Here is a 25366-nt window from a genome sequence, read left to right on the forward strand (position 1 = left end):
GATGTGTGGCAGCCGACTCCTTCGTTCACCTGCATGTGCACAGCGAATACTCGATGCTCGACGGGGCCGCCCGTATCGGCCCCCTGGTGCAAGAGGCCGCACGACAGGGCATGCCCGCGATCGCGATCACCGACCACGGCAACACCTTCGGTGCCTACGAGTTCTACAAGGCCGCGAAGGATGTCGGGATCAAACCCATCATCGGTGTCGAGGCCTACGTCACGCCCGGCACCCACCGCAGTGACCGATCCCGCGTCAAGTGGGGCGGTCCCGACCAGAGTGACGACGACGTCTCGGGTTCGGGCGCGTACACGCACATGACTCTGCTCTCGCAGAGCACAGAGGGCATGCACAACCTGTTCCGGCTGTCGTCGCTCGCGAGCATCGAGGGCTACTACTTCAAGCCCCGGATGGACCGCGACATTCTGCAGAAGTACGGCAAGGGACTCATCGCGACGACGGGCTGCCCCTCGGGTGAGGTTCAGACGCGCCTGCGCCTCGGCCAGTACGACGCCGCCCGCGCGGCCGCCGCCGAGTTCCAGGACCTGTTCGGCAAGGAGAACTACTTCGCCGAGATCATGGACCACGGGCTCAGCATCGAGCGGCGCGTGATGAGCGACCTGCTCCGGATCTCGAAAGACCTCGACATCCCGCTGCTCGCGACCAACGACCTGCACTACACGCACCAGCACGACGCGACGTCGCACGCTGCGCTGCTCTGTGTGCAGTCCGGTTCGACGCTCGACGACCCCAAGCGCTTCAAGTTCGACGGCGACGGGTACTACGTCAAGACCCCTGCCGAGATGCGCCAGATCTTCCGCGATCATCCCGAGGCCTGCGACAACACGCTGCTCGTCGCCGAGCGGTGCGAGGTCGAGTTCAACACGAGCGCCAACTACATGCCGCGCTACCCCGTCCCCGACGGCGAGACCGAGCAGTCCTGGTTCGTGAAAGAGGTCGAGCGCGGGCTGCAGGCGCGCTATCCGTCCGGCATTCCCGACGAGGTTCGCCGGCAGGCCGAGTATGAGACCGACGTCATCGTGCAGATGGGGTTCCCCGGCTATTTCCTCGTCGTCGCCGACTTCATCAACTGGGCCAAGAACAACGGCATCCGGGTGGGTCCCGGCCGTGGCTCGGGTGCCGGTTCGATGGCCGCATACGCCATGCGCATCACCGATCTCGACCCGCTGCAGCACGGGCTGATCTTCGAGCGCTTCCTCAACCCCGAGCGTGTCTCGATGCCCGACTTCGACGTCGACTTCGACGATCGTCGCCGCGGCGAGGTCATCCAGTACGTGACCGAGAAGTACGGCGACGAGCGGGTTGCGCAGATCGTGACGTACGGCACGATCAAGGCGAAGCAGGCGCTCAAGGATGCCTCGCGCGTGCTCGGCTTCCCGTTCGGCATGGGGGAGCGGCTGACGAAGGCGATGCCCCCCGCCGTGATGGGCAAGGACATGCCGCTCGAGGGCATGTTCGACAAGGCGCATCCGCGTTTCAAAGAGGCATCCGAGTTCCGGACGCTGATCGAGACCGACCCCGAGGCGAAGACGGTCTTCGATACGGCCGTCGGTCTCGAGAACCTGAAGCGCCAGTGGGGCGTGCACGCAGCCGGTGTCATCATGTCGAGCGAGCCGCTCACCGACATCATCCCGATCATGAAGCGGGAGCAGGACGGCCAGATCGTCACGCAGTTCGACTACCCGGCCTGTGAGTCGCTCGGCCTGATCAAGATGGACTTCTTGGGGCTGCGCAACCTCACGATCATCGATGACGCGCTCGATAACATCGAGGCCAACCGCGGCGAGCGGCTCGTGCTCGAGGACCTCACGCTCGACGACGTCGCTTCCTACGAACTCCTCGCTCGCGGCGACACCCTGGGCGTCTTCCAGCTCGACGGCGGACCCATGCGGTCGCTCCTGCGTCTGATGAAGCCCGACAACTTCGAAGACATCTCGGCCGTGCTCGCGCTGTATCGCCCCGGACCCATGGGCGTCGACTCGCACACGAACTACGCGCTCCGCAAGAACGGCCTGCAGCCGATCACGCCGATCCATCCCGAGCTCGAAGAGCCCCTGAGTGAGATCCTCGGCACGACCTACGGCCTGATCGTCTATCAGGAGCAGGTCATGTCCGCAGCCCAGAAGCTCGCCGGCTTCTCGCTCGGACAGGCCGACATCCTCCGGCGTGCGATGGGCAAGAAGAAGAAGTCCGAGCTCGACAAGCAGCAGGCCGACTTCTTCGAGGGCATGACGGCGAACGGATACTCCGCCGCCGCGCAGAATGCCCTGTGGAAGGTTCTCGAGTCCTTTGCCGACTACGCCTTCAACAAGGCTCACACCGCGGCGTACGGTCTGATCTCGTACTGGACCGCCTACCTCAAGGCGCACTATCCCGCCGAGTACATGGCCGCGCTGCTCACGAGCGTGGGCGACTCCAAGGACAAGCTCGCGGTGTACCTCAACGAGTGCCGGCGCATGGGGATGAAGGTGCTTCCGCCCGACGTGAGCCAGTCGATCCGCTACTTCGCGGCCGTCGGCGACGACATCCGCTTCGGCCTCGGCGCGATCCGCAACGTCGGAGCGAACGTCGTCGACGCGATCGTGGCGTGCCGCGGCGACGATCCGTTCACCTCCTTCCACGACTTCCTGCAGCGTGTCCCGCTGCAGGTCGCGAACAAGCGCACGATCGAGTCGCTGATCAAGGCCGGAGCGTTCGACTCGACGGGCGCGACACGACGGGCTCTGCTCGAGATCCACGAGAACGCGATCGAGCAGACGGTCGACGTCAAACGCAACGAGGCCAACGGGCAGTACGGTTTCGACTTCGACAGTCTGTTCGACGAGCCCCAGCACGGCTCGAAGACGGTGCCGCACCGCCCCGAGTGGACGAAGAAGGACAAGCTGGCGTTCGAGCGCGAGATGCTCGGGCTGTACGTTTCCGACCACCCGCTCGCGGGACTCGAGATGCCGCTCGCCAAGCACGCTTCGACCACGATCCACGACCTGCTCGCCGCCGAAGACCTCAGCGACGGCGACCAGGTCACCGTCGCGGGCCTGTTGACGAGTGTGCAGCACCGTGTGGCGAAGTCCAGCGGCAATCCCTACGGCATGGTCACCGTCGAGGACTTCAACGGCGAGGTGAACGTCATGTTCATGGGCAAGACGTACGTCGAGTATCAGCCGCTGCTGCAGGCCGACGCGATCCTCGTCGTGCGCGGACGCGTGTCCCGCCGCGACGACGGGCTCAACCTGCACGCCGTGTCGGCCATGGTTCCCGATCTGGGCGCGGTGGATGCGGCCGGGGCTCTCGAGCTCATCCTGCCCGAGCACCGCGCGACCCACTCGGTGATCACCGATCTGGCGATCGTGCTCGAGCGACACCACGGGCAGACCGAGGTCCGGATGAAGCTCACCAAGGGTGACATCGCGAAGGTTTTCGAGGTGCCGCATCCCGTGAGAGTGACGGCGGATCTGTACGGAGAACTGAAGTCTCTGCTCGGGCCGGGATGCCTGGGCTGAGCTCATGTGCGCGAGGTAAGGTAGCCGGGGCGCCGACGGCGTCGCGCGAAAGGGGATGGTTATGACCGACGAGAACCCGACCAACGACGAGAAGGATCGCGCAGCTACGCCGGTCTCGGCGACCGAGCCCGACGCGATTGACTCCGACGCCGCAGACTCCCGCTCCGCAGATCTCGACGCTGCAGACTCCGATACGAGGTCGACGGCGATCGAGCCCGAAGAGGCACCGCAGTATGGCGTGGGCCCGTTCACGATCCGCGAGGTCGCCATCCTCGGACTCTGGGCCGTCGCGTTCCTCGTGTCGTTCTTCTCTGTCGTCCAGATCCCGTTCCGTTCGGTCTGGATGAGCGGCATCGACTGGGTGCTCCCGATCGGCGTGCCGACCGTTGCCGTATTCCTGATCGTCCTCCGTCGGTTCTCACCCGATGGCATCCGTCGCGTCGGCTCGCTGGGAGTCGATCAGTTCGCGTCCGTCGCGTTCTCGGTCTCGAGCGTCATCTGGCTGTCGTACATCTGGAACACCATCGCCACCGTCGTGGACGACGGCCCCTGGTACACCACCTGGGTCGTCTGGGTGGAGTTGATCGTCTTCCTGGGCCTCGTGCTGGTCTCGGTCTTCGCGCCGTACATCGCGCCGTTCGACGAGGACTTCCGTGGACGCCCGGAGGCCGTCGCGCACCGCAACGCCCGCGCTGTGCGCGCCGTCGTACCGCGCCCGCGTCCGGAGCCGACCCCCGCGCCGGAGTCGTACGCGCCGGTGTCGAGCGATGGCGCCGCGCAGGCGACCGGGGGCTATCCGATCGGTTCGTACGCGCTGGACGACGTCGAGCCTTCGACGGGAGATACCGGCGTGATTGAGCCCGGAGCGTGGAGCCCGACTCCCGCGTACGCACGCGGTACGTCCGAAACGGGCGGACAGCAGACGACGGATGCCGCACCCGCGGCGGCATCGCGGCCCTTCTGGGCCCTTGTCCCCGTCGAGCGCGATGTCGTGGACGAGCGCACCGGCGCCCCGCTGTTCCGTATCGGGCCGACCGCGTGGGCGCTCGTCATCGCCGACCGCGGGTCGAGCTTCGTCGTCCAGCACGAGGATGGCCGCGTCGGCGTGCTCTCCGACGTCTCGGGCGTCACCCGGGGCTGAACGGCCCGGTAGCCTGGGAGGATGCGCACGATCGACCTCCGCGGCACCGCCGCGCGCGACGCCGCGGCCCTCGTTCCGCGCGCGACCGAAGCACGCGATAACGCCCTGCGGGTCGCGGGCGAACTCGTCGCCGATGTCCGAGACCGGGGCGAGGCTGCGCTTCGCGAGCAGGCCGAGAAGTTCGACGGCGTGACGGGGCATGCGCTCCGCGTCCCGCGTGCCGACATCGACGCGGCCGTGGCCGGGCTCGACGCGAACGTGCGTGAGGCGCTCGAACGCGCCATCGCGAATGTCCGCCGCGCTTCGGCCGCGCAGGTTCCGCCGCCCGTCGTCACCGAGCTGGCGCCGGGCGCCGTGGTCACCCAGCGCTGGCAGCCCGTGCGCCGCGTCGGCGTCTACGTGCCCGGGGGCAAGGCGGTCTATCCGTCCAGCGTCATCATGAACGTCGTTCCGGCCCAGGTCGCCGGTGTGTCCGCCGTCGCGCTGGCATCTCCCGCCCAGCGCGGTGACGGGAGGGTGCACCCGACGATCCTCGCCGCGGCGGGTCTTCTGGGCATCGAAGAGGTGTACGCGATCGGTGGTGCGGGCGCCATCGCCGCACTCGCATACGGCGTGCACGACATCGACCTCGAACCCGTCGACGTCGTGACGGGCCCGGGCAACAACTTCGTGGCCGCGGCCAAGCGGCACGTTGCCGGTGTCGTGGGAACCGACTCCGAGGCCGGTGCGACCGAGATCCTGGTGATCGCGGACGATTCCGCAGACCCGGCACTCGTCGCCGCGGACCTGGTGAGTCAGGCCGAGCACGACGAACAGGCCGGGGCGGTCCTCGTGACGGATTCGGAGGCATTGGCCGACGCGGTTCGGACGCGGGTGCAGGACGTCGCGTCCCGCACCCGTCACACGGATCGCGTCCGCACGGCGCTGGCCGGCACTCAGTCCGCGATCGTGCTCGTCGACGACTTGGCGGCGGCCGTGGCATTCAGCAACGCCTACGCCCCCGAGCACCTGGAAGTCCAGACGCGCGACCCCGGGGGGTTGCTGCCCGAGCTGACGAATGCCGGTGCCATCTTCCTCGGCCCGAATTCACCCGTGAGCCTCGGCGACTACCTGGCGGGAAGCAACCACGTCCTGCCCACCGGAGGCCAGGCGCGCTACGCCGCCGGGCTGGGCGCACAGACGTTCCTGCGCGCACAGCAGATCATCGCCTACGACCGTGATGCGCTGGCGGGCGTGGCCGACGCGATCGTCGCGCTGGCCGAGGCCGAGGCACTGCCGGCGCACGGTGAGGCCGTGACGGCGCGATTCGCTCCGGTGGTCGCGGGCTCCGAAGCATCCGCGATCTGACTCCGTACTCCAGCGAGGACCACGAGAACCCATGCACTGCCCTTTCTGCCGGCATCCCGACTCCCGCGTGATCGATTCGCGTACGAGCGATGACGGTCTCTCGATTCGCCGTCGCCGGCAGTGCCCGGAGTGCGGCGGGCGGTTCTCGACCATCGAGACCGCGAGCCTCAACGTCATCAAACGTTCGGGCGTGATCGAGCCCTTCAGCCGCGAGAAGGTGATGTCCGGTGTGCGCAAGGCGTGTCAGGGCCGGCCCGTGACCGAGGCGGATCTCGCGATGCTCGCGCAGAAGGTCGAAGAGGCCGTCCGGCAGACGGGCGCGTCGCAGGTCGACACGAACGAGATCGGTCTCGCCATCCTCGGGCCCCTCAGAGCACTCGACATGGTCGCGTACCTGCGATTCGCGAGCGTCTATCAGGCGTTCGAATCGCTCGACGACTTCGAGGCCGCGATAGAAGACCTCCGCGCGGATCGCGTGGCGGCGCCCGGATTCGACGGCGACGTTCCGCGTGGCTGAGTCCAGGGGGCCTGGTCCGATCACGAGCGGCGATGGCGGGGGCCGGCTGTATCGCGTGCTGTTCTCCGCCGTGCTCTCGCGATTCGACCCCGAGACGGCGCATCACCTGGGCATGTGGGTCATCCGTGCTGCCGGCGTGCGTCCGTTCGCGAACGTCGTCCGCCGCATCACGCGCCCCGCGCCGTCGTTGCGCACCCGGGCACTCGGCATCGATTTCCCCTCGCCCTTCGGTGTCGCTGCCGGGTTCGACAAGGATGCCGTCGGGGTCCTCGGGCTGGGGGCCCTGGGCTTCGGGCACGTCGAGGTCGGAACGCTGACGGCCATCCCGCAGGACGGAAACCCCCGCCCGCGCCTGTTCCGCCTGATCCCGGACCGCGCCGTCATCAACCGCATGGGTTTCAACAACGGGGGAGCGGATGCCGCGGCCGCCCGTATTTCGCGGCTCCGCCGTCGCCGCGACCGGCCCGTCATCGGCATCAACATCGGCAAGAGCCGCGTGGTCGATGTCGCGGATGCGACCGCCGACTACGTCCGCTCCGCCACTCGCCTGGCGCCACTGGCCGACTACCTGGCCGTGAACGTGTCGTCGCCGAACACGCCGGGGCTCCGCACGCTCCAGGCCGTCGAGACGCTCGCCCCGTTGCTGCGGGCCGTGAAGGATGCCGCGGGCGCGACGCCGCTGCTGGTGAAGATCGCCCCCGATCTCGACGACGACGAGGTGGGCGCGATCGCTCGTCTCGCGGTCGAGCTCGGACTCGACGGGTTGATCGCGACCAACACGACGCTCTCCCGCGCTGGACTCGTGACCGCCCCCGCCGTGGTCGAGGCCGCGGGAGCCGGTGGGCTCTCGGGTGCTCCTCTGCGTGCCCGTTCGCTCGAGGTCTTGCGGATCGTCCGGGATGCCGTCCCCGCCGAGTTCTGCGTGATCTCGGTCGGCGGCGTCGAGTCGGCCGCCGATGTCCGCGAACGTCTCGATGCGGGGGCGACCCTGGTCCAGGGCTATACGGCGTTCCTGTACCGCGGACCGCTCTGGGCTCGCCAGATCAACCGCGCTCTCGTCCGCGACTGAGCCCGACACGCCCGGCAACGGGCGTCGCGCTGTGTTCACAACTCAGGAGATCCAGGCGCGTCTCTCTCGCGGACTGCATGATCGCGGGCGTCAGGTGGCGTGGCGATCGCCGGGGGACTGAGTTGTGAACGCGGTGTCGACGATATTGCGGTACTGCCGGGAGCCGGGTCAGCCGACGGGCTTGCCGCCGCGGCGCACCTGGGGCTTCGGCAGACGAAGGAAGCGCATCTGCATCGAGCGCATGGCCGCGTACCAGGCGGTGCCGCGCTCGAGCTTGTCCGCTCCGAACTTGGCGCGGATCGCGCGCTTTGCGCGCCATCCGGTCAGAACCATGTCGAGGATCACGAGCAGGATGAAGCCCCACAGGGCGATGAACGCGTAGTACTGGATGTAGGTGTTCTGGATGAAGGTCAGCAGGATCACCACGATCATGGCGGGCATCACGAACTCGGCGAGGTGCCATCCGCCGTCGACGTAGTCGCGCAGGAACTTGCGCTGCGGCCCCTTGTCGCGCGGGGGGAGGTAGCGCTCGTCGCCCTTGGCCATCCCTGCGCGGGCCTGGTCGCGCTTCGCCGCGAGTTCCGCGCGGGCGCGCTGCTTGGCTTCCTTCGTGTCGGCCACGAGCGGGCGTCGACGAAGGGCCTCCCGCTCGGCGCGCGTCGGCGTCGCGCGTCCCTTTCCGGCACCGACCGCGGCGGAATCCTCGTCGCTCGGCACGGGTGCGGGGGAGTTGGCCACGATGTTTCCTTGCAGGTCGGCGGTGTTGTACTCGCCCATAAGATTACCCGCATGCACGCATCGGAAGTCCCCGCCTCCCCACTCCGTTCCGCCGTCGAGGACGGGATCGCCCCGGCTCTCGCCGACCTCGGCGCCCTCGTGCGCATCCCGGGCATCGCGTGGCCGGCGTTCGATCAGACGCAGCTGGAGCGCAGCGCCAGCGCCGTCGCGAGCCTGGCCGAGGGTACGGGAGTGTTCGACCAGGTGCAGATCCTGCGGGCTGCCGTCCCCGGCACCGACGAGGTGGGGCAGCCCGCCGTTCTCGCGACCCGCGCCGCTCGCGGCGGCGCGCCGACCGTGCTTCTCTACGCGCACCACGACGTCCAGCCCCCGGGCGATGACGCACTCTGGGAGTCTCCGCCGTTCGAACCGACCGTGCGCGACGGACGGCTGTACGGGCGTGGTGCTGCGGACGACAAGGCCGGCATCATGGCGCACATCGCGGCGCTCCGTGCGCTGCGCGAGAGCACCGAGGGTGAGCTCGAGCTGGGGGTCGTCCTGTTCGTCGAGGGCGAGGAGGAGTACGGGTCGCGCTCGTTCGCGCAGTTCCTCTCCGACAACAGGGACGCGCTCCGCGCCGACGTGATCGTCGTTGCGGACTCGGGTAACTGGGATTCGGACACCCCGGCGCTGACCGTTTCGCTCCGTGGGAACGCGCGATTCACGATGCGCGTGCGAACCCTCGACCACGCATCGCACTCCGGCATGTTCGGCGGTGCGGTGCCCGACGCGATGCTCGCGACGATCAAGCTCCTCGCCACCCTCTGGGATGCCGACGGGACCGTCGCCGTCGAGGGCATGACGGCGCGAGAAGCGGAGACTCCGGAGTACACGGAGCAGACTCTGCGTGACGAGGCGGGACTGCTCCCGGGCGTCTCACCCGCCGGATCCGGAGACATCCTGTCTCGCATCTGGAATCGCCCCGCGATCACAGTCATCGGTACGGACTTCACGAGTGTCGAGGCCGCCTCGAACACGCTGACCCCCGAGGTCTCGGTCGTGATCAGTGCCCGCGTCGCACCGGGCCAGAAAGCCGCCGACGCGTACGCCGCTCTCGAGTCGCACCTCCGCGCGAACGCGCCGTTCAGCGCCGAGCTGAGCTTCTCCGACGTGGACTTGGGGGACGGGTTCCTCGTGGACACGTCCGGGTGGGCCGTCGCGGCGGTGCGAGAGGCCTTCGCGGAGGGATACGGCGTCGATCCCGTCGACATCGGGGTCGGCGGAAGCATCCCCTTCATCTCCGATCTCGTGCGCGAGTTCCCCGAGGCGCAGATTCTGGTCACGGGTGTCGAAGACCCGCATTCGCGGGCGCACAGCCCGAACGAATCCCTACACCTGGAGACCTTCCGTCACGCGATCTTGAGCGAAGCGTTGCTGTTGCGCGCCCTCGATGACCGAGGCCGCGGGTAGACTCGGGCCAGGAGGACTGACAATGACAGACACCACGATCGTTCCCACCGAAACGACCACCGAGGCTCGCCCGCACGGCGTCAACCTCACCGAGGCCGCGGCCTCGAAGGTCAAGAGCCTGCTCGAGCAGGAAGGCCGCGATGACCTGCGTCTTCGCGTTGCCGTCCAGCCCGGCGGATGCTCCGGACTCATCTACCAGCTCTACTTCGACGAGCGCTACCTCGATGGCGACGAGACCGTCGACTTCGACGGCGTCGAGGTCATCGTCGACAGCATGAGCATCCCTTATCTCGACGGCGCAGCCATCGACTTCAAGGACACGATCTCGGAGCAGGGCTTCACGATCGACAACCCCAACGCTGCCGGCAGTTGCGCCTGCGGCGACAGCTTCCACTAGACCCGCGAGCGCACCACGATCGGTGCGCAGGCTGGGCGAGTGTCCTGAATCGCATGTGAGCTTGCCCTAGACTTGGCGAGAGTCACACCCGCGTCCGAAAGGTGAATCGTGCGCTTGAAACGCCGCCTCCGCTGGGCCGCTATCCCGGTCGGGATCTCGGCAGCATTCCTCCTTGCAGGATGCACGACCGCCGAGTTGAACGGGTATCTCCCGGGCTTCACGGACGATGGGGTGCAGGCGACGGACCGCACCGAGATGGTGTCGGGGCTCTGGGTCAACTCCTGGATCGTCCTGCTCGTCGTGGGCGTGGTCACGTGGGGCCTCACGCTCTTCGCGATGGTGGCCTACCGCCGTCGTAAGGGCCAGACCGGACTTCCGGTGCAGCTCCGGTACAACATGCCGATCGAGATCTTCTACACGCTCGTGCCGTTCGTCCTGGTCCTGGGCCTGTTCGCGTTCACGGCGCGCGACCAGACGATCCTCGAGACGCAGTACGAAGATCCGGATGTGTCGATCACGGCCATCGGCAAGCAGTGGGCCTGGGATTTCCAGTACAACGGCGAAGAAGAGGACAATTCGGACGCGGTCTGGACGATGGGTGTCCAGGCGGTGCCCGCGGCCAACGGCGACGTGGACCAGGCGACGCTGCCGACGCTGGTTCTTCCGGTCAACAAGACCGTGCAGATCGAGCTCCTCTCGCGCGATGTCATTCACTCGTTCTGGGTCATCGACTTCCTGTACAAGAAGGACATGTACCCGGGGCACGAGAACTACTGGTCCTTCACGCCGACGCGTGAGGGAACCTTCTCCGGTAAGTGCGCCGAACTCTGTGGCGAATACCACTCGGCGATGCTCTTCAACGTCGAGGTCGTCAGCGAAGCGGAGTACGAGACATACGTCGACTCCCTGCGCGAGGCAGGTCAGACCGGTGACATCACGACCGACTACGACCGCAACAGCAACCTGCCCGGCACGGGTGCGAATACAGCCGACGTCGTCGGTACCGAGGAAGGCTGATCACCGTGGCCACGATTCTCCCACTCCAGGAATCCGGACGAACGACGACGCTCCCGCCGCGCCAGGCGGCGCTGCTCAGCTCGTCCCGGGTGGAGCAGAAGGGCAACATCGTCGTCAAGTGGATCACCTCCACTGACCACAAGACGATCGGGTACATGTACCTGATCGCCTCGTTCATCTTCTTCCTCCTCGGCGGCGTGATGGCCCTGATCATCCGCGCCGAGCTCTTCGCGCCGGGCATGCAGGTCATCCCGACGAAGGAGCAGTACAACCAGCTGTTCACGATGCACGGCACGATCATGCTGCTGATGTTCGCGACGCCGCTGTTCGCGGGTTTCGCGAACGTCATCATGCCGCTGCAGATCGGTGCTCCCGACGTCGCGTTCCCGCGTCTGAACGCCTTCGCGTTCTGGCTCTTCCTCTTCGGTTCGACCATCGCGGTCTCCGGCTTCCTCACCCCGCAGGGGGCGGCATCGTTCGGATGGTTCGCGTATCAACCCCTCGCTAGCACGACCTTCTCGCCAGGGGTCGGCGGTAATCTCTGGATGCTCGGGCTGGGAATGAGCGGCTTCGGCACCATTCTCGGCGCGGTGAACTTCATCACGACCGTCATCACGATGCGCGCTCCCGGTATGACGATGTGGCGCATGCCGATCTTCACCTGGAACACGCTCGTGACGAGCCTGCTCATTCTGATGGCCTTCCCGGTGCTCGCCGCGGCGATCCTTGCGGCCGGTGCGGACCGCGTCCTTGGCGCCCACATCTACGACCCCGAGAACGGCGGAGTGCTGCTGTGGCAGCACCTGTTCTGGTTCTTCGGTCACCCCGAGGTGTACATCATCGCGCTGCCGTTCTTCGGCATCGTCTCGGAGATCTTCCCCGTCTTCTCACGCAAGCCGATCTTCGGCTACAAGACGCTCGTCTACGCGACGATCGCGATCGCCGCGCTCTCGGTCGCCGTCTGGGCTCACCACATGTATGTGACGGGCTCGGTCCTTCTGCCGTTCTTCGCTCTGATGACGATGTTGATCGCGGTGCCGACGGGCGTGAAGATCTTCAACTGGATCGGCACGATGTGGCGGGGGTCCGTGACTTTCGAGACCCCCATGGCATTCGCGCTCGGCTTCCTGATCTCGTTCGTCTTCGGAGGTCTGACGGGAGTCATCCTCGCTTCGCCCCCGCTCGACTTCCACCTCTCGGACTCGTATTTCGTCGTGGCGCACTTCCACTACGTGGTCTTCGGCACGGTCGTGTTCGCGATGTTCGCCGGGTTCTACTTCTGGTGGCCGAAGTTCACGGGCCGCATGTTGAACGAGCGTCTCGGCTATGTGCACTTCTGGCTGCTGTTCATCGGCTTCCACATGACATTCCTGATCCAGCATTGGCTCGGTGTCGACGGGATGCCGCGTCGTTACGCCGACTACGCCCAAGAAGATGGTTGGACGTGGCAGAACCAGGTCTCGACCGTCGGTGCAATGATCCTCGCGTTGTCTATGCTGCCGTTCCTTCTGAACGTGTGGATCACCGCGCGGAAGGCGCCGAAGGTCACGGTGAACGACCCGTGGGGGTACGGCGGCTCGCTCGAGTGGGCCACGTCGTGCCCGCCGCCGCGCCACAACTTCACGTCGATTCCCCGTATCCGTAGCGAGCGCCCAGCTTTCGACCTCAACCACCCGGAGGCGGGCGTCCCCGTCGGGGTGGGTCCGGCGAAGGACGCGCCCGATGCTCCTGCGGTCGATCTGGCCGATGGAGAGGTGAAGTAGCATGCGCTCGAACGTCGGACTCTGGTGGCTGCTCTCGGGATTCTTCTTCCTCGTAGGGGCCATATACATCGCGTGGAGCATCGTCGCTCACCCCGAGCGCCCGTGGTACAACGGCATCGAGTGGGTCGGCGCGGTCGCGTTGGTCTTCAGCGCGCTGATGGCAGCGCTGATCGCCTGGTATCTGCAGCGGGTACACAAGTCTCAGGGCGGCGAGCTTCCCGAAGACATCCTGACCTCGGACGTCGATGACGGCGATCCTGAGCTCGGTGAATTCAGCCCGTGGTCCTGGTGGCCCATCGTGCTCGCTTTCTCAGCGAGCGTCGCGATCATCGGTCTCGCCCTCGGCTCGTGGCTGGTGCCGATCGGATTCGGCATCTTCCTCGTCGCGATCGTCGGCTGGGTCTACGAGTACTACCGGGGTTACTTCGCCCACTGATCCCGCTCCACCTGTCGAATGCCGGGCTCTTCCTCGCCCATGTCGGTGATTCACGCGCATACCTCTGCGGGACGGGGCGCTCACGCGACGGCGTCGCTCCACGGTGATCCTCGCGACGGTGATGCCGACACGGTGACCGGCGTCGAGGCGCGGCCCGGTGACCGCTGGCTGCTGTGCAGCGACGGGATCTCCGACTGCCTTCCCGACGACGCTATCGCCTGAGCCGTCTCGTGGTCAGTCGCGCCGGACGACCATCGTGAGCGGATCGAACGTGCGGGGGAGCGGACCGTCGTCGTTCTCCGTCGGCTGTCCCTCGCGCACCCAGTATTCGTAGCCGCCGATCATCTCGCGCACGTCGTAGCCGAGCTGCGCGAAGGCGAGCGCGCCCTTGCTGCCGGCGTTGCACCCGGGGCTCCAGCAGTAGACGACGACCGGGACCGCAGGGTCGAACTCGTTTCGACGGTGCGGGATCTCGCGATACGGCACGTGTACGGCGCCGACGATCCGCCCCTGAGCCCACGCCTCTTCACCGCGGACGTCGACGAGCACGAAGTCATCGCCGGTGCGCTGAGCGGCGTAGACGTCGGACGGATCGGTCTCGTGGGCCAGGCGGGACGAGAAGTACGCGATCGCATCGGTCATCCTCCGACTGTAGGGGTCGGGAAAGGTGGGCACGAGATGTCTCTCTGCCAACGACCACACGAACTCCGCCGTGTCTCCGACCCGGACGACGGATGCCCCGGCCCACCCGTGAAGGGTGTGCCGGGGCATCCGAGCAGTGCGGACGTCAGTCCTCGTTCGGCTTGCTGTCCTTCTTCGGCGCCTCGTCGGAGTCGCGCGCGACGATCGTCGACGGGCGGACGGCGGTCTCGGGGACGTGCCCCGAGGTGTCGGCGTACAGCGGGGCCTCGGGGTGTCCGGCGCGATCGTGCGCTCCCTGGATCTCGGCCATCTCTTCGTCCTCGATGTGTTCGAGGGCGTGGTGCTGGTGGGCGACCGCCGCGTCGATCTCGGACTGGGTGAGGGGCGCGAAGCGGTCCTCGAAGAACCAGCGCGAGATGGAGGAGCGGACGTTCTGATGCCAGGGAATGCGTCCCTGAGCGTTCGGGCGAACGACCAGCGGCTCGAAGGTCTCGTACGACGTGAGCTTCCAGCGCTCGTACTCGTCGACCGGCTGGTGCACCTCGATGAACTCGCCACCCGGCAGCCGGACGATGCGTCCGGACTCGTAGCCGTGGAGGGCGATCTCGCGGTCCTTGCGCTGAAGCGCGATGCAGATGCGCTTCGTGACGAAGTAGGCGATGATCGGCGCGATGATGAGCATCGCCTGCAGTGTGTGGATGACGCCCTCCATCGACACCCAGAAATGGGTCGCGATGATGTCCGAGGATGCCGCAGCCCACAGGACCGCGTAGAACGTCACGCCGGCCGCACCGATCGCGGTGCGCGTCGCGGCGTTGCGCGGACGCTGAGCGATGTGGTGCTCACGCTTGTCGCCCGTGACCCACGCCTCGATGAAGGGGTAGATCAGGACGAGGAGGATGAACAGTCCGATGACCGCGAGCGGCAGGATGATGTTCCACGACCACGTGTGGCCCCAGAAGACGGACTCGAGGTGTGGCGGCACGAGGCGCAGACCGCCGTCCGCGAATCCGATGTACCAGTCGGGCTGGGTTCCGGCCGAGACGGGGGAGGGGTCGTAAGGACCGTAGTTCCAGATCGGGTTGATCTGCACGAATGAGGCGATCAGGACGATGACGCCGAACGTGATGAAGAAGAACCCGCCCATCTTGGACATGTACACGGGAACCATCGGGTATCCGACGACGTTCTCGTTCGTGCGTCCGGGGCCCGCGAACTGCGTGTGCTTGTTGATGATCATCAACAACAGGTGGACGGCGATCAGAGCCACCACCAGCGCGGGCAGGATCAGGATGTGCAGCACGTACAGACGGCCGACGATGGCGGTGCCCGGGAACTCGCCCCCGAACAGCAGGAACGACGTCCAGGTGCCGATCAGGGGGATGCCCTTGATCATTCCGTCGATGATGCGCAAGCCGTTGCCCGAGAGCAGGTCGTCCGGCAGCGAGTAGCCGGTGAAGCCCTCGGCCATGGCGAGGATGAAGAGGATGAATCCGACGACCCAGTTCAGTTCGCGCGGCTTGCGGAACGCACCCGTGAAGAACACGCGCAGCATGTGCACGCCGATACCGGCCACGAAGACCAGCGCGGCCCAGTGGTGGATCTGGCGGACCAGCAGACCGCCGCGCAGGTCGAACGAGATGTGCAGCGTCGACTCCATGGCCGCCGACATCGGGATGCCACGCATCGGCGCCCACGCGCCGGTGTAGTGGGTCTCGACCATCGATGCCTGGAAGAAGAACGTCAGGAACGTTCCCGAGAGCAGGACGACGACGAAGCTCCAGAGCGCGATCTCTCCGAGCATGAACGACCAGTGATCGGGGAAGATCTTCCGGCCGAGCTCCTTGACGAGACCCGATACGCTCGTGCGCTCGTCGATGTAGTTGGCCGCTCCGCCGACGAAACGTCCGCCGAGAGGGGCCTTCTTTTCCTCAGTTGCGGTTGAGGTACTCAATGGCGCTCCCAGAAGCTCGGGCCGACGGGTTCATGGAAGTCGCTCTGTGCGATGAGGTAGCCCTCGTCGTCCACCGCGATCGGCAGCTGCGGCAGCGGACGGGCTGCCGGGCCGAAGATGACCGCGGCACCGTTCGCCACGTCGAACTGCGACTGGTGGCACGGGCAGAGCAGGTGGTGGGTGTGCTGCTCGTACAGAGCAACGGGGCATCCGACGTGTGTGCACACCTTGGAGTACGCGACGATGCCGTCGTACGACCAGGAAGCGCGCTCGGCGGTCTGCGTGAGTTCTTCGGGCTCCATGCGCATCAGCAGCACGATCGCCTTCGCCTTCTGTTCGAGGTATCCCTCGTCGTGGCCGAGATCGGCGAGCGGCTCGGGAATCACGTGGAAAGCGGAACCGAGCGTGACCTCGGATGCCTTGATCGGCGTGCCGGAGGGGTCGCGGGCGAGGCGCATGCCCTTCTCCCACATCGTGTGGCTGAGCAGCTCGACGGGGTTCTCGCCCTCGGGCGCGAGCCCGCGGAACAGGACGATGCCCGGGGCGACGGATGCGATGAGCGCGCCGATCAGCGAGTTGCGGATCATCGTGCGGCGTCCGAAGCCGGACTCCTCATTCGCCGTGGCGAGCGCCTCGACGGCCGCGGCACGCGTTGACTCTTTGCCGCGCGTGAGGTGGCGGGCCTCGATGTGCTCCTTGTCCGACATGACGGCCTTGGACCAGTGGATGGCCCCGATGCCGATGGCGAGGAGCGCGAGCGCGATGCCGATGCCGATGAAGAGGTTGTTGTTGCGGATCGCTCCGACCGTGCCGTCCTCGATCGGGAACAGCATGTAGGCCGCGACGGCCCAGATGCTCCCCGCGATCGACAGGTAGAACAGCGAGTAGACGGTGCGTACGGCTTGCCGCATCTTTGCGGGGTCCTGGTCCGTCACGCGCGCGCGATGCGGCGGAAGGCCCGGGTTGCGTACGGGATCGCTCACGGCGACCGCGAGCCCTGACGGAGGTTGGGGCCCCCGATCGTGCTCCGCTGCCTCGATCTCGTTTGCCATGCTGCTCCTCGTGCTAAAAGTTCTCGATGCGTGCGCGGGTCAGTTGGACTTCGCGGTGATCCACACGGTCAGCGCGACGAGCCCGCCGATGCCGAAGATCCAGATGAACAGGCCCTCCGAAACGGGGCCGAGCGAGCCGAGGGTGAGGCCACCGGCGCCGGCGTTGTTCTCCATGTACAGCAGGGAGGAGATGATGTCGCGCTTGTCTTCGGGCGACAGGTTCATGTCGTTGAAGACCGGCATGTTCTGCGGGCCCGTGACCATCGCCGCGTAGATGTGACGCGGGTCCACGCCCTCGAGGGAGGGTGCGTACTTGCCCTCGGTGAGCGCGCCCCCGGCCGCGGCGACGTTGTGGCACATGGCGCAGTTGACGCGGAACAGCTCGGCGCCGTGCGCGACGTCGCCCTCGCCGTCCAGCACGCGTCCCGAGGCGATCTCGGGTCCGGGAGCCACCGACTGGACGTACGCCGACAGCGCGGCGATCTGGTCTTCGGTGAACTGGACCGGCTTCTGCGGAGCCTGCGGGCCCTGCATCTGCAACGGCATACGACCCGTGGCGACCTGGAAGTCGACCGCCATGGCGCCGACACCGTACAGGCTGGGTCCGTCCTGGGTGCCCTGCAGGTCGAGACCGTGGCAGGTGGCGCAGTTGGCCTGGAACAGCTTCTTGCCGTCTTCGACGGTGAGCGTCTGGGCGGCGGCGGTGTCGTTCGTCGACGCCATCGCGGCGGATGCTCCCGCGTACAGTCCGCCCGTCAGGACGAGACCGAGGCCGATGAGAGCGGCGGCGGCAAGAGGGCTGCGTCGACCGGAGCGACGCTTCTTCTCACGAGGCATTCGGGTGTAGCTCCGCTCTATTTCAGGAAGTAGATCACGATGAACAGGGCGATCCACACGACGTCGACGAAGTGCCAGTAGTACGACACGACGATCGCGCTCGTGGCCTCTTTGTGTCCGAAATTCTTGACGGCGTATGCGCGCCCGATCACGAGCAGGAAGGCGATGAGGCCGCCCGTCACGTGCAGGGCGTGGAAGCCGGTGGTGATGTAGAAGGCGGAAGCGTAGGAGTTCGCCTGGATCGGCATCCCCTCGGCCACGAGCTGTGCGTACTCCCACACCTGACCCGATACGAAGATCGCGCCGAGGGCGAAGGTGAGGAAGAACCACTCGACCATGCCCCAGCGCTGCCAGAACGTGTTCTTCTTCAGCGTGTACGGCTGATTGCGCTCGGCGGCGAACACGCCCATCTGGCACGTCACGGAGGACAGCACCAGGATGATCGTGTTACCGAGAGCGAAGGGCACATTCAGCAGCTGGGTCTCTTGCGCCCACAGGTCGGGCGAAGTGTTCCGAAGCGTGAAGTAGATCGCGAAGAGCCCGGCGAAGAACATGACCTCGCTACCGAGCCACACGATCGTGCCAACGGCGACAGGATCCGGACGTTTGATCGTCCTCACTGCCGGGGCATATGTCGCAGAGGTGGTCACAGGTCCATTATGTCCGATCGTGAGGGCGAACGATCGCACACGGACCCATTCGCCACCCCGGGTCCCGACTTAGGATCTCCTAAGAAAGTGCACGGCGGGGGCTGTGTGAGTGACCGTCATGCGCCGTCGTTAGGATCGCAGTCATGACGGATGCGACGACCTGGCCGGACCTCATCGCGGCGCTGCTGGCCGGGCGGGACCTGAGTGTGTCCGAGGCCACGTGGGCCATGGGCAGGGTGATGGCGGGCGAGACGACACCGTCACAACTGGCGGGTTTCCTCGTGGCGCTCCGGGCGAAGGGCGAAACGGTCGACGAGGTCGTCGGATTCCGTGACGCCGTCCTCGACGCGGCCACTCCGCTCGACATCGACCCCGATGCCCTCGACATCGTGGGCACGGGCGGAGATCGTTTCGGAACCGTTAACGTTTCGACGATGGCTTCGATCGTGGCCGCCGCATCCGGCGTTCCGGTCATCAAACACGGCAACCGGGCGGCGAGTTCTTCGTCGGGTTCGTCGGACGTGCTCGGCGCCCTCGGCGTGTCGCTGACCCTCGCGCCCCAGGCGGTCGTCGAAACGCTGAGGCGGGCGGGAATCACCTTCGTGTTCGCCTCAGCTTTCCACCCGGGCTTCCGCCACGCCGGTCCCACGCGTGCCGAGCTCGGCGTGCCGACCGTCTTCAATATCCTGGGTCCGCTCTGCAACCCGGCACGGGCCGAGGCGAACGCCGTGGGCGTCGCGCAGCTGGATCGAGTGCCGCTGATCACCGGGGTCTTCCAGACTCGCGGCGCGACCGCACTCGTCTTCCGTGGCGACGACGGGCTGGACGAGCTCACTACCACCGGCCACAGTCGCATCTGGGAAGTGAGTCGCGGCGACATCCACGAACACGACCTGGACCCGCGCGACCTGGGCATCCCGCGCGCCTCGATCGCCGACTTGAAGGGTGGCGATCCCGCGCACAACGCCGAGGTCGTGCATCGCGTTCTCGCGGGAGAGCCGGGGCCCGTCCGGGACATCGTTCTGCTCAATGCCGCGGCGGGCCTCGTGTCGTACCGCCTGTCCCACGACGCGAGTCAGGTTCAGCGACCGATCGTCGAGCGTCTCGCCGAGGAGCGGGAACTCGCGGCCGGTGCCATCGATTCCGGTGCGGCGCGAGACCTTCTGGCGCGCTGGGGCGAGGTCTCGCGCGAGCTCAGCTAGGGCGCCCGGGGAGCGTCGCCGACCCGGCGTAGGGTGATCGCGTGGACCCCGTCGCCGCGTTGAACGAGATCGCGACCCTGCTCGAGCGGGAGCGTGCGTCGCGGTACCGCTCGAAGGCGTTCCGCTCCGCCGCGGACGCTGCCGCCTCGCTGCCCGAAGAGGTCCTGCGCGATCCGGCGCGGCTGCGGCGGGTGAAGGGCATCGGCGACTCCTCGCTCGCCGTCATCGGCCAGGCCGTGGCCGGGCAGGTTCCGGACTATCTCGCAGAGCTGCGGGCGCGCTACGACGTTCCCGCCGCGGGGAAGCTGCGGGCGGCACTACGTGGCGACCTGCACGCGCACAGCGATTGGTCGGACGGTCTCGCCTCGATCGATCTGATGGTGCAGGCCGCGCGAGACCTCGGGCACGAGTACCTCGCGCTGACCGATCACTCACCCCGGTTGCGCGTGGCGAATGGTCTGTCTCCCGAGCGGCTCCGGGAGCAGCTGAGGGTCGTCGCGGGGATGTCGGGGGGCGGATTCACGCTCCTGTCCGGCATCGAGGTCGACATCCTCGACGACGGCGCTCTCGACCAAGAGCCCGACCTGCTCGACGAACTGGACATCGTCGTCGCTTCGGCCCATTCCAAGCTGCGGATGGAGTCGCCCGCGATGACGCGGCGGCTGGTGGCCGCGGCATCCGATCCGCGTGTGGACGTGCTCGGCCATGTGACCGGACGACTCGTGGAAGGCGCGCGGGGGACGCGACCGCCCTCGACATTCGATGCGCGTGCGGTGTTCGAGGCGTGCGCGGCGAGCGGCATCGCGGTCGAGATCAACTCGCGCCCCGAACGGCAGGATCCGCCCGACGATCTCCTCGCCCTCGCGATGGAGATCGGATGCCTGTTCTCGATCGACTCCGATGCCCACGCGCCGGGGCAGCTGTCGCTGCTCGACTACGGTGCCGCGCGGGCGGAAGCTGCGGGCGTCCCGGAGGAGCGCATCGTCACGACCTGGAGCCTCGAACGGCTGCGTGAGTGGACGCGCCGGGCGCGTTAGCTCTCTGCGGCGCTGGGGTCCTGTGGTGCGGGGTCCTGCGGTGCGGGGGGTGCGGGGATGCTGCTCCGCCTCGCTCCCTAGACTGAAGGGGTGACAGGGCCCGCTGCATCCGCTGCCCGCGGCGCCGTCCCCTGGCTCGTGATCTCGGGTGTGCTCGTCGCGGCTCTCAGCCTGCGGGGCCCGATCATCGCCCCGACACCGGTGCTGCGCGACATCCAGGACGACCTCGGCATCGGCGCTGCCAGTGCGGGGCTGTTGACGACGGTGCCCATACTCACCTTCGCCGTGCTCACGCCGGTCGCCGCACTCGTGATCCGGCGTGCGGGCGCCGAGCTGGCACTGCTGCTGACGTTGATCGGCGTGGTGTTAGGCACGCTCGTTCGCGCGATTCCCGGATTCGGGTGGATGCTCGCGGGCTCGCTCGTCATCGGCGCGGCGATCACCATCGGCAATGTCGTCGTGCCCGTCATCATTCGTCGTGACGTCCCGCCGCGGCAGGTCAGCGCGGTCACCGCGGCGTATGTGTCGATGCTGAACGCGGGCTCGCTTCTCACCGCGCTCGCAACGGCGCCGCTCGCTGCGGCGCTGGGGTGGCCGCTCGCTCTTCTCACCTGGATCGTGGTGAGTCTGGCGGGAATCGTGCTGTGGGTCGTCCATCTGCGTCGAGCGCGTGGGGCGGACGCGTATTCGGGTGAGCCGACGGTCGTCACCGGGAGCGCTGCCGCACGAACCGCGCCCGACATCTCAGCGCTGACCGGGCCGTTACCGGTCGCCGGTGGGCGCCGCCGAGGCATCCTTCGGCGCCCCATCGTCTGGCTGCTCGCCCTCACGTTCGCCTGCCAAGCGGCGATGTACTACGGGTTGACGACGTGGCTTCCCACGATTCTCGGCGACGACCTCGGCGTCGACCGAACCACGGCGGGCACGATGGCATCGCTGTTCCATGGTGTCGCTATCGTGGGCGCGTTCGTCGTGCCGCTGCTCGCCCGACGGTTCGCGCCGCTCGTTCCGGCCCTGGTGATCTGCGCGTGCTGGCTGATCCTGACCGCGGGGATGCTCTTCGCGCCCGCGCACTACATCGTGTGGGCGACGTTCGGTGCGGTCGCGCACTCGGGGGGATTCGTCGTGATCTTCTCGACGCTCGTCGCGGTTGCCCGATCCGACGGTGAGGCCGCCGGGATGTCGGCGTTCGTCCAGGGCGCGGGCTACGGTGTCGCGGCGCTCGCGGCCCCCGCGATGGGCGCTCTGCACGAACTGAACGACGGATGGACCGGGGCACTCGTGCTGCTTCTCGCCCTGTCGATCGCGTATGGCGTGCTGATGCTCGCCGCGATGCTGCGGCTGCCGAGCGGCCGCCGCGCCTGAAACCCGCGAGCGCGCGCCTCAGCCGTTCGTGACGGCCGTGCGCGCGGCGAGGGCGCGGTCCATCGCGGTCCCGAGCGACCATTCCTCGGCCAGACGGCGCGCCTCGGCCTCGGTCTCCGGCATGAGCGGTCCGAGGGCTCCGGCATTGACGGCCGCGGCGAGCAGAGCGCCCTCGTCTCGATCCAGGTCGAGGTCGCGCACCACCTCGACGACCTTCGGCGCCACGGCCAGGTAGGGCAGCGCCGCGAGGATCTTGGCGCGCACGCCCGCGGACATGCCCTCTCCGTCCTCGGCGGCCGCGACGATCCCGGCCAGGTCGCCGTGGGCGGCGAGGAGGGTCGCCGCGGTCTTGTCGCCCACCCCGGGAACGCCCGGCAGGCCGTCCGAGGCATCCCCGCGCATGACCGCGAAGCCGACGTACTGCGCCGGAAGCACGCCGTACTTTGCGACGACGACGGCGTCGGTGACGATCTCGAGCTTGCTCATGCCCCGCGCCGTATAGACGACCCGGACATCCGTCTCGTCATCGACGAGCTGAAAAAGGTCGCGGTCTCCGGTCACGATGTCGACCGGAACGGACGCCTGGGCGGCGAGCGATCCGATGATGTCGTCGGCCTCGTGCTCGGCGCGACCCACGATCGGGATGCCGAGAACCCCGAGGGCCTCGCGGATCAGGGGGATCTGCGCTTCGAGCGGATCGGGCACCTCTTCGACATCCGAGCCGCCCGGCACGATCTCGGCGACGCGATGCGCCTTGTAGCTCGGGATCAGATCGACTCGCCATTGGGGGCGCCAGTCGTCGTCCCAGCACGCGACGAGGTGCGTCGGCCGGTACGTCGTGACGAGCTTCGCGATCATGTCGAGCAGGCCGCGGACCGCGTTGACCGGGGTCCCGTTCGGAGCCTTGACCGTGTCGGGAACCCCGTAGAAGGCTCGGAAATAGAGCGAGGCGGTGTCGAGCAACATCAGGCGCTGGGTCACCCGTTCAGTCTGGCATTCCGGCCAGGGGTGCGCGCCCCCGGGTTACCGTGGTCGGAGATGCTCGGGAGGTATCGACGGAGATGAACACGACGACGAGATCGACGCGCGGGATGCGCGGCCGGGCCATCCGCGCCGCTGCGATGCTCGCTGTCGCCTGCGGAGCGCTTGCCGGGTGTGCCGCCGGGCCGGTTGCACCGTCGACGCCGTCCGTGGCAGCTACCTCGCCGCGAAGCTCGGACGCCCCGTCCGGTCCGCGCGACGTCGTCACCGGACTCGCCGCGCCGTGGTCGGTCGTGCTCGTCGGCGATTCGGCGCTCGTCTCCGAGCGGGACGCGGCCCGGATTCTGGAGTTCACGCCGGGTGGAGACATCCGCGAGGTCGCCGCTGTGGAGGGCGTGGTGACGGGCGGCGAGGGTGGACTGCTCGGTCTGGCAGTTTCCCCGGACGAGAGCGCGCTGTACGCGTATTCGACCGCGGCCGACGGGAATCGCGTCGAACGCTACGCGCTCGAGGGCGGCTCCGGCGCTCTGAGCCTCGGGGTGCCCGAGACGATCGTCGACGGCCTGCCCAGAGCGGGAATCCATAACGGCGGGCGCATCGCGTTCGGCCCGGATGATGCCCTGTACATCGCGACCGGTGACGCGGGTGTGCCCGGCTCGGCGCAGGACCCGGACAGCCTCGCGGGCAAGATCCTGCGGCTCGAGGCCGACGGCGCGATTCCCGCCGACAATCCCGTCGCGGGGTCGCCGGTGTACAGCCTCGGTCACCGGAACGTCCAGGGGATCGGATGGTCGGACGACGGTCGGATGTTCGCGAGCGAGTTCGGTCAGGACGCGGTGGACGAGCTGAACGTGATCGAGCCCGGCGCCAACTACGGGTGGCCCGAGGTGGAGGGGTCCGGCGGTGCCGATCGCGGGTTCGTGGATCCGGTGCAGGAGTGGGCGACGGATGCCGCGAGCCCGAGCGGACTCGCGGTGATCGGCGACACGATCTACATCGCGAACCTGCGCGGGCGCGTCCTGCGGGCCGTGCCCGTGGATGACCCGTCCACGGCGAAGGAGTACCTGAGCGGGGAGGTCGGGCGGTTGCGGGCCGTGCTCGAGGGTTCCGACGGCGAGGTGTGGGTCGTCACGAACAACACGGACGGGCGCGGCGATCCCGCTCCGGGCGACGACCGGGTGATCGCGATCGATCCCGCCACTATCCCGTCATAGGGGCGGATCCCGGAATGCGGGCGAGGACCGTGAGGCGCCGCTGCCGCATCGCGAGGAACAGCGGGAACGTGAACGCGAAGGCGGTCAGGCCCGACAGCACGATGTAGAGCCAGGCTCGGCGCATCCCGAGCCTGCGCGCCTCGACCACGATGAAGACGCACCCCGCGACCGCCACGACGAGCAGGTCGACCGTGATCGACGACACGGCGGGGCCACTCGTGACGAGGTCGCCGAGATAGTCGCGGAGCTGGATGATCGCGAGGGCGTTGAAGGTCCAGGTGCCGACGAGGCCCGCGATCGCGAGCGCGAGATAGGCGAGGGGGAGCGGAGTCCAGTCACGGTTCATGCGTCGATCATCCGCCAGGCGAGGGGCCTTGCGGCGGCGACTCGGCCTCCGAACGGTCGCGACATGCCGTTCCATGCGTGTGTGGAACGGCGAGTCGCGACCGTTCGGGGCGGAGCCAAGGGTCTCGGCGTCAGGCGAGCAGAGCCACGCCCATCGCCGCCGTCGACGCTCCCATCGCGATCAGCTGCGCGCGCTCCAGGACCGATGCGCGCGCCGCGCCGCCGTGCGGTGCACGGGTCGCGATCACCGAGACGAGTCCGAAGAGCAGAGCGGATGCCGCGGCGACCAGTCCGAACGATGGCCCCGAACCATGGTGCCCGGCGCCTGGACCCGGGGTCGAGGCATCCGGAATCATCGCGAGCACGAGCGCCGCCATCACGACCAGGCCGAGCGTTGCGTGCACGGTCATGACCGTCGAGGGCACGAGCGCAGCACCGGGCCCGCGCTCGACACGTGAGCGCGCCGCACGGCCGCGCAGCGCCGCCAACGCGATCGCCGCGACGATCAGCAGGGCCGCCCACAGGATCGGGGCGACGACACCCCACAGCACGACGTCGAGCATCGCGACGAGCATCAGAACGGATGCGGCGAGCTCGGGCGCCCGCGCCCGGCGGCGATCGGCGGCTATGCAGCACGCCCCGATCGCCGCCGGTGCGAGCGCACCGAGGTGGAGGAGCTCACCCACGAAGCG

23 protein-coding genes are annotated in these 25366 nt (G+C 67.7%); 14 read left to right on the plus strand and 9 right to left on the minus strand.

The window, feature by feature from the left end:
- Positions 1-53: 53 nt before the first annotated feature.
- From dnaE to C2868_RS05100, 5 genes are all read left to right on the plus strand, one after another.
- Positions 54-3521, plus strand: coding sequence for a DNA polymerase III subunit alpha (gene dnaE / locus C2868_RS05080; RefSeq protein ID WP_232711244.1), 3468 nt, complete (start codon positions 54-56; stop codon positions 3519-3521).
- Between the two features lie 61 nt (positions 3522-3582).
- Positions 3583-4662 carry a hypothetical protein gene (locus tag C2868_RS05085; RefSeq protein ID WP_232711197.1) on the plus strand — a complete coding sequence of 360 codons (1080 nt, stop codon included), beginning with the start codon at positions 3583-3585 and terminating at the stop codon, positions 4660-4662.
- A gap of 21 nt (positions 4663-4683) precedes the next feature.
- Positions 4684-6009: a histidinol dehydrogenase gene (gene hisD / locus C2868_RS05090; RefSeq protein ID WP_100811071.1), complete on the plus strand. Its 1326-nt coding sequence runs from the start codon at positions 4684-4686 to the stop codon at positions 6007-6009.
- A gap of 31 nt (positions 6010-6040) precedes the next feature.
- Positions 6041-6526, plus strand: coding sequence for a transcriptional regulator NrdR (nrdR, locus tag C2868_RS05095; protein ID WP_100811070.1), 486 nt, complete (start codon positions 6041-6043; stop codon positions 6524-6526).
- 46 nt (positions 6527-6572) lie between these two features.
- Positions 6573-7595 (plus strand): quinone-dependent dihydroorotate dehydrogenase, encoded by a 1023-nt coding sequence (locus tag C2868_RS05100; RefSeq protein ID WP_100811375.1) that lies wholly within the window; start codon positions 6573-6575, stop codon positions 7593-7595.
- Positions 7596-7763: 168 nt separating this feature from the next.
- On the opposite strand, the gene C2868_RS05105 is transcribed toward C2868_RS05100, so the two are convergent.
- Positions 7764-8333, minus strand: coding sequence for a DUF3043 domain-containing protein (locus C2868_RS05105; RefSeq protein WP_232711196.1), 570 nt, complete (start codon positions 8331-8333; stop codon positions 7764-7766).
- 51 nt (positions 8334-8384) lie between these two features.
- On the opposite strand from C2868_RS05105, the gene C2868_RS05110 reads away from it, so the two are divergent.
- The 5 genes from C2868_RS05110 to C2868_RS05130 all read left to right on the plus strand — a co-directional run bounded on the left by C2868_RS05110 (position 8385) and on the right by C2868_RS05130 (position 13395).
- A complete protein-coding gene (locus tag C2868_RS05110; RefSeq protein ID WP_100811068.1) occupies positions 8385-9782 on the plus strand; it encodes a dipeptidase in 1398 nt (465 codons plus the stop codon).
- 22 nt (positions 9783-9804) lie between these two features.
- Positions 9805-10179 (plus strand): iron-sulfur cluster insertion protein ErpA, encoded by a 375-nt coding sequence (erpA, locus tag C2868_RS05115; protein ID WP_100811067.1) that lies wholly within the window; start codon positions 9805-9807, stop codon positions 10177-10179.
- A 108-nt stretch (positions 10180-10287) separates the two neighbouring features.
- Entirely contained in the window at positions 10288-11196 is a 909-nt protein-coding gene (coxB, locus tag C2868_RS05120; protein WP_100811066.1) for a cytochrome c oxidase subunit II, read from the plus strand.
- A gap of 5 nt (positions 11197-11201) precedes the next feature.
- A complete protein-coding gene (ctaD, locus tag C2868_RS05125) occupies positions 11202-12959 on the plus strand; it encodes a cytochrome c oxidase subunit I (RefSeq protein ID WP_181003347.1) in 1758 nt (585 codons plus the stop codon).
- Position 12960: 1 nt separating this feature from the next.
- The gene (locus C2868_RS05130; RefSeq protein WP_100811065.1) at positions 12961-13395 is read left to right on the plus strand and encodes a cytochrome c oxidase subunit 4; all 435 of its coding nucleotides are present in this window, start codon (positions 12961-12963) and stop codon (positions 13393-13395) included.
- 234 nt (positions 13396-13629) lie between these two features.
- Here C2868_RS05130 and C2868_RS05140 read toward each other — a convergent pair whose 3' ends face one another.
- The 5 genes from C2868_RS05140 to C2868_RS05160 all read right to left on the minus strand — a co-directional run bounded on the left by C2868_RS05140 (position 13630) and on the right by C2868_RS05160 (position 18530).
- Positions 13630-14037 (minus strand): rhodanese-like domain-containing protein, encoded by a 408-nt coding sequence (locus C2868_RS05140; protein WP_100811373.1) that lies wholly within the window; start codon positions 14035-14037, stop codon positions 13630-13632.
- Positions 14038-14182: 145 nt separating this feature from the next.
- Positions 14183-15991: a cytochrome bc complex cytochrome b subunit gene (locus C2868_RS05145; RefSeq protein ID WP_100811063.1), complete on the minus strand. Its 1809-nt coding sequence runs from the start codon at positions 15989-15991 to the stop codon at positions 14183-14185.
- Positions 15988-17043, minus strand: a complete 1056-nt coding sequence (locus C2868_RS05150; protein WP_100811062.1) for a ubiquinol-cytochrome c reductase iron-sulfur subunit — start codon at positions 17041-17043, stop codon at positions 15988-15990. The genes C2868_RS05145 and C2868_RS05150 overlap by 4 nt, the downstream gene beginning before the upstream one ends.
- A 39-nt stretch (positions 17044-17082) precedes the next feature.
- Entirely contained in the window at positions 17083-17880 is a 798-nt protein-coding gene (locus tag C2868_RS05155) for a c-type cytochrome (protein WP_100811061.1), read from the minus strand.
- 17 nt (positions 17881-17897) lie between these two features.
- A complete protein-coding gene (locus tag C2868_RS05160; protein WP_100811060.1) occupies positions 17898-18530 on the minus strand; it encodes a heme-copper oxidase subunit III in 633 nt (210 codons plus the stop codon).
- 143 nt (positions 18531-18673) lie between these two features.
- Here C2868_RS05160 and trpD point away from each other — a divergent pair, with 143 nt between their 5' ends.
- The 3 genes from trpD to C2868_RS05175 all read left to right on the plus strand — a co-directional run bounded on the left by trpD (position 18674) and on the right by C2868_RS05175 (position 22134).
- On the plus strand, positions 18674-19732 hold the full coding sequence (gene trpD, locus C2868_RS05165; protein WP_100811059.1) for an anthranilate phosphoribosyltransferase: 1059 nt from the start codon (positions 18674-18676) through the stop codon (positions 19730-19732).
- A 41-nt stretch (positions 19733-19773) separates the two neighbouring features.
- Entirely contained in the window at positions 19774-20769 is a 996-nt protein-coding gene (locus tag C2868_RS05170) for a PHP domain-containing protein (protein WP_100811058.1), read from the plus strand.
- 90 nt (positions 20770-20859) lie between these two features.
- Positions 20860-22134: a CynX/NimT family MFS transporter gene (locus C2868_RS05175; RefSeq protein ID WP_100811057.1), complete on the plus strand. Its 1275-nt coding sequence runs from the start codon at positions 20860-20862 to the stop codon at positions 22132-22134.
- 18 nt (positions 22135-22152) lie between these two features.
- On the opposite strand, the gene C2868_RS05180 is transcribed toward C2868_RS05175, so the two are convergent.
- Positions 22153-23115: a 5'-3' exonuclease gene (locus C2868_RS05180; RefSeq protein WP_100811056.1), complete on the minus strand. Its 963-nt coding sequence runs from the start codon at positions 23113-23115 to the stop codon at positions 22153-22155.
- A gap of 80 nt (positions 23116-23195) precedes the next feature.
- On the opposite strand from C2868_RS05180, the gene C2868_RS05185 reads away from it, so the two are divergent.
- Positions 23196-24329 carry a sorbosone dehydrogenase family protein gene (locus tag C2868_RS05185; protein ID WP_100811055.1) on the plus strand — a complete coding sequence of 378 codons (1134 nt, stop codon included), beginning with the start codon at positions 23196-23198 and terminating at the stop codon, positions 24327-24329.
- Here C2868_RS05185 and C2868_RS05190 read toward each other — a convergent pair.
- Positions 24316-24675, minus strand: a complete 360-nt coding sequence (locus C2868_RS05190) for a DUF2834 domain-containing protein (RefSeq protein ID WP_100811054.1) — start codon at positions 24673-24675, stop codon at positions 24316-24318. The genes C2868_RS05185 and C2868_RS05190 overlap by 14 nt on opposite strands.
- A 130-nt stretch (positions 24676-24805) precedes the next feature.
- Positions 24806-25360 carry a hypothetical protein gene (locus C2868_RS05195; RefSeq protein WP_100811053.1) on the minus strand — a complete coding sequence of 185 codons (555 nt, stop codon included), beginning with the start codon at positions 25358-25360 and terminating at the stop codon, positions 24806-24808.
- Between the last annotated feature and the right edge of the window lie 6 nt (positions 25361-25366).

Origin of the sequence: Microbacterium sp. CJ77 (assembly GCF_002911615.1) — a bacterium.
GTDB lineage: Bacteria > Actinomycetota > Actinomycetes > Actinomycetales > Microbacteriaceae > Microbacterium.

Bases quoted from the DNA above. Each gene is read 5' to 3' on its own strand.
- dnaE (WP_232711244.1), top strand. From the start codon at position 54: ATGCTCGACGGGGCCGCCCGTATCGGCCCCCTGGTGCAAGAGGCCGCA.
- C2868_RS05085 (WP_232711197.1), top strand. From the start codon at position 3,583: ATGACCGACGAGAACCCGACCAACGACGAGAAGGATCGCGCAGCTACG.
- hisD (WP_100811071.1), top strand. From the start codon at position 4,684: ATGCGCACGATCGACCTCCGCGGCACCGCCGCGCGCGACGCCGCGGCC.
- nrdR (WP_100811070.1), top strand. From the start codon at position 6,041: ATGCACTGCCCTTTCTGCCGGCATCCCGACTCCCGCGTGATCGATTCG.
- C2868_RS05110 (WP_100811068.1), top strand. From the start codon at position 8,385: ATGCACGCATCGGAAGTCCCCGCCTCCCCACTCCGTTCCGCCGTCGAG.
- erpA (WP_100811067.1), top strand. From the start codon at position 9,805: ATGACAGACACCACGATCGTTCCCACCGAAACGACCACCGAGGCTCGC.
- C2868_RS05130 (WP_100811065.1), top strand. From the start codon at position 12,961: ATGCGCTCGAACGTCGGACTCTGGTGGCTGCTCTCGGGATTCTTCTTC.
- C2868_RS05140 (WP_100811373.1), bottom strand. From the start codon at position 14,037: ATGACCGATGCGATCGCGTACTTCTCGTCCCGCCTGGCCCACGAGACC.
- C2868_RS05150 (WP_100811062.1), bottom strand. From the start codon at position 17,043: ATGGCAAACGAGATCGAGGCAGCGGAGCACGATCGGGGGCCCCAACCT.
- C2868_RS05155 (WP_100811061.1), bottom strand. From the start codon at position 17,880: ATGCCTCGTGAGAAGAAGCGTCGCTCCGGTCGACGCAGCCCTCTTGCC.
- trpD (WP_100811059.1), top strand. From the start codon at position 18,674: ATGACGGATGCGACGACCTGGCCGGACCTCATCGCGGCGCTGCTGGCC.
- C2868_RS05185 (WP_100811055.1), top strand. From the start codon at position 23,196: ATGAACACGACGACGAGATCGACGCGCGGGATGCGCGGCCGGGCCATC.
- C2868_RS05190 (WP_100811054.1), bottom strand. From the start codon at position 24,675: ATGAACCGTGACTGGACTCCGCTCCCCCTCGCCTATCTCGCGCTCGCG.